Source organism: uncultured Sphingorhabdus sp., assembly GCF_937872355.1.
Taxonomy (GTDB): domain Bacteria; phylum Pseudomonadota; class Alphaproteobacteria; order Sphingomonadales; family Sphingomonadaceae; genus Sphingorhabdus_B.
In genome coordinates this window covers 1-6,713 of sequence record NZ_CALMSV010000001.1, presented here as the reverse complement: position 1 = coordinate 6,713, position 6,713 = coordinate 1, and the positions used below count along the sequence as shown (strand labels likewise).

Below are 6,713 nucleotides of genomic sequence, written 5' to 3'. Positions count from 1 at the left end.
CGAAGCCGTTTCGATCATGGACCGGATCGCCCAGCAGGTTGAAAGCGACCCCGACTTCTTCAAGCGCATCCACTTTACCGAAACCCCCGCCGATGCCACCACCGCCGACGCGTTGGCCGAGGCAAGCGGGCGGATTGCCGATACCGTCGAAACCAGCGCGATTGTCTGCTTCACATCCTCCGGTTCAACCGCGCGCCGCATCTCGCGTGAGCGACCCGCCGTGCCAGTTCTGGTGCTGACTGCGTCCAAAGCGACCGCACGCCGGCTGGGCCTTTTATGGGGTGCCTTTGCTGTGACCACCAAGGATATTGGCAGCTTCGAGGAAATGGTCGCCAAGGGCAAACGCATGGCATTACGCTATCACCTCGGCAGCGCGGGTGCGCGGTTGATCATGATGGCGGGCGTGCCATTCGGAACGCCGGGTTCGACCAATGTGCTGCACGTCGTCCGCCTGACTGGGGACGAATTGAAAGGGCATTGACCCTTCAGGGGATCAGCAGGCTGCTGTCCCCATAGCTGTAGAAACGATAGCCCGTTTCGATGGCATGGGCATAAGCTGCCTGCATCGTCTCCAGCCCCATCAGCGCGCTGACGAGCATGAACAGGGTCGATTTGGGCAAGTGGAAATTGGTCATCAGCCCGTCGATTGCTTTGAAACGATAGCCGGGTGTGATGAATATCGCGGTGTCACCTTCAAAAGGCTGCACCAGCCCGTCCTCACTCGCCGCACTCTCCAAAAGGCGGAGCGAGGTGGTGCCGACCGCTATAATGCGTCCGCCTTTTACTCGCACGGCATTCAACCGCGCCGCGGTTGCGGCGTCAATTTGTCCCCATTCGCTGTGCATTTTGTGCGCGTCGGTATCATCCGCTTTTACCGGCAGGAAAGTCCCTGCACCGACATGCAGCGTCAGCGTTTCATGGCCAATACCGGCCTCCGCCAGTGCCGCCATCAGCCGCGGCGTGAAATGTAGCGATGCTGTTGGCGCTGCCACGGCCCCTTCTTTTTCCGCAAACATTGTTTGATAGTCGCTGCGGTCCTGCGCGTCGGTCGGACGCTTCCCCGCTATATAGGGCGGCAACGGCATTTGACCGGCGCGTTCGAGCAGCAGTTCGACCGGCTCATCGCCTTCAAAGTTCAGGATGAAACTGCCATCTTCCAGCCGTTCCTGCGCGATCGCACTGACATCGGCGGGGAATTCGATCCGGTCGCCCGCACGCAACCTTTTGGCGTTGCGGATGAACGCCTGCCAGCGGCGGAGGTCGATTCGCTTGTGCAGCGTCGCGCCTATCCTGGCCTCATCGCCCTTAAAGGTGCGACGCGCCCCTTCGAGCTGCGCGGGGATCACCTTTGTGTCATTGAAGACGAGGCAATCGCCCGCGCGCAGGCGCGTGGGCAGGTCGAGAACATGCGCATCCGCCAATCCACCATCGCCCGATACGCACAGCATCCTCGCCGCGTCGCGCGGCGATACCGGGCGCAGCGCTATCCGCTCGGGTGGAAGTTCGAAATCGAACAGGTCGACGCGCATGTCGCGCCTATCCTTTCGCCAGATTTCAGTTTAGCGGCTTGCTGAGATCGTCGAGCGTGATCTGCGGTTCTGCCGCCGCTGTCGGCTTTGCGAGCGCTGCAAAATCGGGTGGCGGGACGTTATCGGCACCGATCGAAGCCTGAACAATCCTGTCGGGCGTTGCGGGCGGCTCGCCACGCTGGATCGCGTCGACATATTGCATGCCTGCAATGACGCGCCCGAAAGCGGTATATTTGCCGTCGAGTGCAAAGCGCGGCAGGAAACAGATGAAGAACTGGCTGTTCGCGCTATCTTCGCTCTGAGCGCGCGCCATTGAAACCGTTCCGCGCAGATGCGGCAAGGCGTTGAATTCCGCTTTGAGATCAGGGAGTGGCGAGCCGCCGGTTCCTGTTCCTGTAGGATCGCCTGTTTGCGCCATGAATCCATCAATAACGCGGTGGAATACCACGCCATTGTAGAAACCCTGTCGGGTCAAAGTTTTGATACGATCGACATGCGCCGGGGCAACATCGGCGAAGAGCTTTATCGAAACACGACCTCCGGTCGACAGGTCGAGATGCAGGATATTTTCGGCTTCGTTTACGGCCGGTGCGGGCGCTGCCGCTGCCGGTTCCTGGGCGTTCGCCCATGCCGTTGCAAAAAGAGCCAGCATTAAAAAGACGAAATTACGCAACATATTGGAGATAACTCCCTGACTATGGTTCGCGCTTCCTTAGCCCTATCATCTGTCCTTGTCATGAACGAAGCGCAGTGAACGCAAAACGGTTGCCTTGTCAGTGGTTTCACGACAAACAGAGGGTGGGTAGCTAATTATTTGGAGGGATGCAGATGCGGAAATTCCTGGTACTGGGCGCGACGAGCGCTGTTCTTGCTATTACGGCCTGTTCGGACAAGGGCGCCGACACAGATGGCGATGGCAAGGTTACCGCCGCGGAAGCGCAGAAAGAGCTTTCTAGCGGAGGCGCGATGGCAATGAAGCCGGGGATGTGGGAAGTCAAAATGACCTTTGACAGCATCGATGCCCCAGGCATGCCCGAAGCCGCAAAAGCCCAGATGACCAAGGCCATGGGCAGCGGTATGAGCGTGAAATCGTGCTTGACTAAAGAGCAGGCTGAAAATCCGGGGGCAGACTTCTTCGGTGGCGATGCCAGCGCCAATTGCAGCTTTGAACAACTCAACCGGTCAGGCAGTAAAATGAGCGTTCAAATGACCTGCAAGCCGCAAGGCGACATGGTGATCTCTAGCAAGATGGACGGCAGTTTCGAAGCAGAAACCTATTCGATGACGATGGAGCAGAAGACGTCCGGAACACCTATGGGTGCCGTCACCATGAAGGGTAAGATTGAAGGCAAACGGGTTGGCGATTGCCCGGCTTGACCATGACAAGGAGAGCCGAACGACTTGCTGTAATCGGATTGCTGGCACTTTTGGCCGGCTGCAACGATAATTCCGATGTGGATGGCGACGGCACGGTGTCGCGTGCCGAGCGCGCGGCCGAAATGCGGCGGGACGGCTATCTCGCTATGCAACCCGGCCGTTGGCGCATGAACTTCACTTTCACCGATATCGAGGTGCCGCGCCTTGGCGAGGGCGAAAAAGCCAATATTAAGGCAGAGCTAGCAAAGGGTGCATCAGGCCTTTCCTGCCTCAGCGAACAGGATGCGGCCAAACCCGGACCGGACTTTTTTGGAGGCGAAGGAGCCGAAGACTGCAGTTACAACACATTTGATATTGCCGGAAACCGGGTCAATATGTCGCTGGTTTGCGGCATGGGCGATCTGGGCAAAGCCGAGATGAAGCTTGATGGGACAATTGGCGACAGCGATTTCCAGTTCGACACCGATCTCGCGGTGCAGGTGCCCATGGCTGGCAAGATTAAGTTAAAAGGTGCGATGACTGGCAAATATGAGGGTGAATGCCGCGGCGACGAATAACCTCTCTGGCACTATTTGCCGGCCTTGCTGCTTTGACAGTCGGAAACTCTGTTGCCTTTGCCCAAACCAAACTGCCCGAACCAGCAAAGGTACGCGTCGATTTTTCGACAAAGGCTGTCACCGCTCGCAAGGCTGAAGGCGAAGCCGGGGTCGTTGGACGCACGGTGGGCGCTGAAGATCCAGTCCGCGTCGCATCGATATCCAAGCTGGTAACTGCAATCGCCGTCATGCGCCTCGTGGACGAAGAGCGTATCAATCTCGACCGCGACATAAGCGCTTATTTGGGATTTGCGGTGCGCAACCCTGCATTTCCTGATCGACCGGTGACATTGCGCCATTTGTTGAGTCACACGTCGGGCATCAGGGATAGCATCGACTATCTGCTGCCGCTGGACGGGAGCCTTCAAGATACACTTTCCAATCCAGATGTTTGGCATTCCGGATACAAACCCGGCGACTATTTCAGCTATGCAAACCTCAACTCGCCGGTCATCGCGGCGACGATAGAAGCGGTGACTCGAGAACGTTTCGACCGGATCGTAGCAAAAAAAGTGCTGCAGCCGTTGCGGATCGACGGCTGTTTCAATTGGGGTGCAGGATGCAGCCCAGGTCGGCGCGCGCAAGCCGTGACTTTGTTGCGCAGCAACGGCGATCTCGCTCGCGATGCAGCGATAGGCGGTGCCGATCCCTGCCCTGTGCTCCCGGCGAGCAACGGCAATTGCGATTTAGCACGGTATAAAATCGGCAGGAATGGGTCATCTTTCAGCCCGCAAGGCGGGCTTCGGATCTCCGCGCAGGATCTCGCAAAAATCGGCCAACTGCTGCTAAACGGTGGGCGGCCCTTGCTGTCTGAAAAAGCGTTCGCCGAAATGACCAAAATGCAGTGGCGATATAATGGCATCAATGGGGACGCAGATAACGGCTATTATCAGGCCTATGGCTTAGGCGTGCACATTCACACCGATAGCCGGGGATCGACCTGGATCGGCCATGTCGGCGAAGCTTATGCATTGCGCGCTGGCCTTTGGGTCAATCCGGAAACCCGGAAGGGCTTCGCCCAATATGTAACCATGGTCCCCGCAGAAACGCCTATCGGCCATTGCCTTGAAACCTGTCCGTGATAGTCTTCGCGGAAACAGGGAGGAAATCATGAACATCGGACGATATTTGCTCACCGCTTCTGCGGCCCTTGCCGTGATCGCGACACCGGCGGAGGCAAAGCCCGATTATGCGGGCGATGTTAAGGCGGATTATGACAAATCATTGGGCGCGCTTTGGGATCATTTCCATCGCAATCCCGAACTGTCCTTCCGCGAGTTCAAGACTGCGGCGCGCATGGCGCAGGAGTTGCGCGCGATCCCCGGCATGGTGGTGACTGAAAAGGTCGGGCAAACCGGTGTCGTCGGCGTGCTCAAAAATGGCGACGGTCCGGTCGTCCTCGTTCGCGCCGATATGGACGGGCTGCCGGTGCAGGAGCGGTCAGGCTATGCCAATGCCTCGACCGTGCGTCAGGTTGGTGTCGATGGACTTGAAATGCCCGTGATGCACGCCTGCGGCCATGATGTACACATCACCTCTCTGGTCGGAACGGCCCGCCAACTGGCGCGGATGAAAGATCGCTGGAAGGGCACCGTGCTGTTCATCGTGCAACCTGCCGAAGAACGTGTCGGCGGTGCAGACGCCATGGTGAAAGACGGGCTCTACACCCGCTTCCCGAAACCCAATTATGCGCTGGCCTTCCACGTTGCAGCAGAGCTTGAAACCGGAAAGATTGCGGCATCGGAAGGTATCCAATATTCATCTGCCGACAGTGTCGACATTCGCGTTCCCGGCATCGCAACGCACGGCGCGGCACCGCACCTGGGTCGCGATCCCGTGTACATAGCGTCCCAGATCGTGGTTGGTCTGCAATCGATCATCAGCCGCGAAAAGGGCCCGCTGGAACCAGGTGTGATCACAGTCGGCGCCTTCCATGCGGGGCAAAAGCACAACATCATTTCCGAACATGCCGACTTGCAGGTCACCGTACGTGCCAACAGCCAGGAAGTACGCGACCAGTTGATTGCTTCTATCGAACGCGTTGCTGTGGGTATCGGCCGAGCCAATGGCCTGCCCGAAGATAAACTGCCCATCGTCAAGGTTACCGAGACTACGCCGGTGACTGTGAACGATGCCGCGCTCGCCCGCCGCCTCAATACGGCCATTGGTGACGCGCTTGGCAAGGATGTTGTTATCCCCTTCCGTCAGACCAATATGGGCGCCGAAGACTTCGCCTTCTTTGTCGATCCTTCCTTTGGTATTCCGGGCTATTATTTCGGTGTTGGAGGTACCAACCCCGAATGGATCAAGGCTGCAAAAAATGGCGGCCCGCCAGTTGCCGGGCATCACTCGCCGCTGTTCAAGATCGATCCCGAACCGTCGGTGCGTCTGGGCGTCGAGGCGATGACGGCCGCTGTGCTTGATTTGCTGAAGCCCGAGCAGAACTGACGTAACGCCTTGACGGCAGCCCGGCTCATTCCATTTATCATAGCGCTGCTTCTATCGACAATTGCGCTAGCAGCAGCGCTCGTCACTGGAGCCACACCATCTGACGACGCACTTCTGGCCGCGCGATGGACAGCGCGGGCAGCATTGCCGCTGTTCCTGATAACCTATTTGGCGAGCAGCCTTTACCGTCTTACGCCGAATGACGTGACGCGATCGTTGTTGCAGCGGCGACGGCAATGGGGGCTAGCCTTTGCACTGTCACACAGCATCCATCTGGTCGCGCTGTTGATCAACATCACCCTCTATCGACCGCGTCCCTTGGTGTCGCTTGCGGGTGGAGCGCTGGCCTATCTGTTCGTCTATCTGATGGCGATCACCTCAACCGAAGGCTGGCAAAGGCGGCTCGGCCATCGCTGGAAACAGTTGCACAGCATCGGCATGCATCTGACTTGGGCAGTGTTCCTTGTTGGATATGGCAGCCGTGCCTTTCACCAAGACCCGGCCTATCATCTGGAAGGGCGCATATTTACTCCCCTGTTGCTGGCTGCGCTCGCCATTCGGCTTTGGGCCAAATTTGGGAGAGGGCGGCGAACGCAGCCAGTCTGAGGTCAGGCTGGTTTCGGGTTTTTGCGACCCTTGGCCACCAGCGCCTGCAACTTATCCTTTACGGCGAGCTTCATGCGCTTCAGCCGCTGGATTCGGGTAAAACTCGGCCAGTTGCTGCGCATTTCGGCGCGCAGCTCTTCATCGAGCTTCTGGTGAT

Annotated in this window: 9 protein-coding genes; 6 read left to right on the top strand and 3 right to left on the bottom strand. The window is 58.2% G+C overall.

All coding sequences use genetic code 11. The features are described 5' to 3' along the window. Positions 1-481, top strand: a 481-nt coding sequence (locus tag Q0239_RS00040) for a pyruvate kinase alpha/beta domain-containing protein (protein ID WP_298596456.1), incomplete at its 5' end; no start/stop codon positions are given. Positions 482-485: 4 nt separating this feature from the next. Here Q0239_RS00040 and queA read toward each other — a convergent pair. After that, a complete protein-coding gene (gene queA, locus Q0239_RS00035) occupies positions 486-1,529 on the bottom strand; it encodes a tRNA preQ1(34) S-adenosylmethionine ribosyltransferase-isomerase QueA (protein WP_298596453.1) in 1,044 nt (347 codons plus the stop codon). A 25-nt stretch (positions 1,530-1,554) separates the two neighbouring features. Further along, positions 1,555-2,205, bottom strand: a complete 651-nt coding sequence (locus Q0239_RS00030) for a peptidylprolyl isomerase (protein ID WP_298596450.1) — start codon at positions 2,203-2,205, stop codon at positions 1,555-1,557. 152 nt (positions 2,206-2,357) lie between these two features. On the opposite strand from Q0239_RS00030, the gene Q0239_RS00025 reads away from it, so the two are divergent. From Q0239_RS00025 to Q0239_RS00005, 5 genes are read left to right on the top strand one after another with little or no spacing between them, the layout of a single operon-like run. Continuing rightward, positions 2,358-2,906, top strand: coding sequence for a DUF3617 domain-containing protein (locus tag Q0239_RS00025; RefSeq protein WP_298596447.1), 549 nt, complete (start codon positions 2,358-2,360; stop codon positions 2,904-2,906). A gap of 2 nt (positions 2,907-2,908) precedes the next feature. Then, complete coding sequence (locus tag Q0239_RS00020; protein WP_298596444.1) at positions 2,909-3,463, top strand: DUF3617 domain-containing protein; 555 nt, start codon at positions 2,909-2,911, stop codon at positions 3,461-3,463. 32 nt (positions 3,464-3,495) lie between these two features. Next, complete coding sequence (locus Q0239_RS00015; protein WP_298596441.1) at positions 3,496-4,584, top strand: serine hydrolase; 1,089 nt, start codon at positions 3,496-3,498, stop codon at positions 4,582-4,584. Positions 4,585-4,612: 28 nt separating this feature from the next. Continuing rightward, positions 4,613-5,950, top strand: a complete 1,338-nt coding sequence (locus Q0239_RS00010; protein WP_298596438.1) for an amidohydrolase — start codon at positions 4,613-4,615, stop codon at positions 5,948-5,950. Positions 5,951-5,959: 9 nt separating this feature from the next. After that, positions 5,960-6,556, top strand: coding sequence for a hypothetical protein (locus Q0239_RS00005; protein WP_298596435.1), 597 nt, complete (start codon positions 5,960-5,962; stop codon positions 6,554-6,556). 2 nt (positions 6,557-6,558) lie between these two features. On the opposite strand, the gene Q0239_RS18125 is transcribed toward Q0239_RS00005, so the two are convergent. Next, positions 6,559-6,713, bottom strand: a 155-nt coding sequence (locus Q0239_RS18125) for a YdcH family protein (RefSeq protein ID WP_367276051.1), incomplete at its 5' end; no start/stop codon positions are given.

What these genes read in the sequence shown, in the direction of transcription:
- Q0239_RS00030 (WP_298596450.1), bottom strand. Translation starts at nt 2,205, where the DNA reads ATGTTGCGTAATTTCGTCTTTTTAATGCTGGCTCTTTTTGCAACGGCA.
- queA (WP_298596453.1), bottom strand. Translation starts at nt 1,529, where the DNA reads ATGCGCGTCGACCTGTTCGATTTCGAACTTCCACCCGAGCGGATAGCG.
- Q0239_RS00010 (WP_298596438.1), top strand. Translation starts at nt 4,613, where the DNA reads ATGAACATCGGACGATATTTGCTCACCGCTTCTGCGGCCCTTGCCGTG.
- Q0239_RS00020 (WP_298596444.1), top strand. Translation starts at nt 2,909, where the DNA reads ATGACAAGGAGAGCCGAACGACTTGCTGTAATCGGATTGCTGGCACTT.
- Q0239_RS00025 (WP_298596447.1), top strand. Translation starts at nt 2,358, where the DNA reads ATGCGGAAATTCCTGGTACTGGGCGCGACGAGCGCTGTTCTTGCTATT.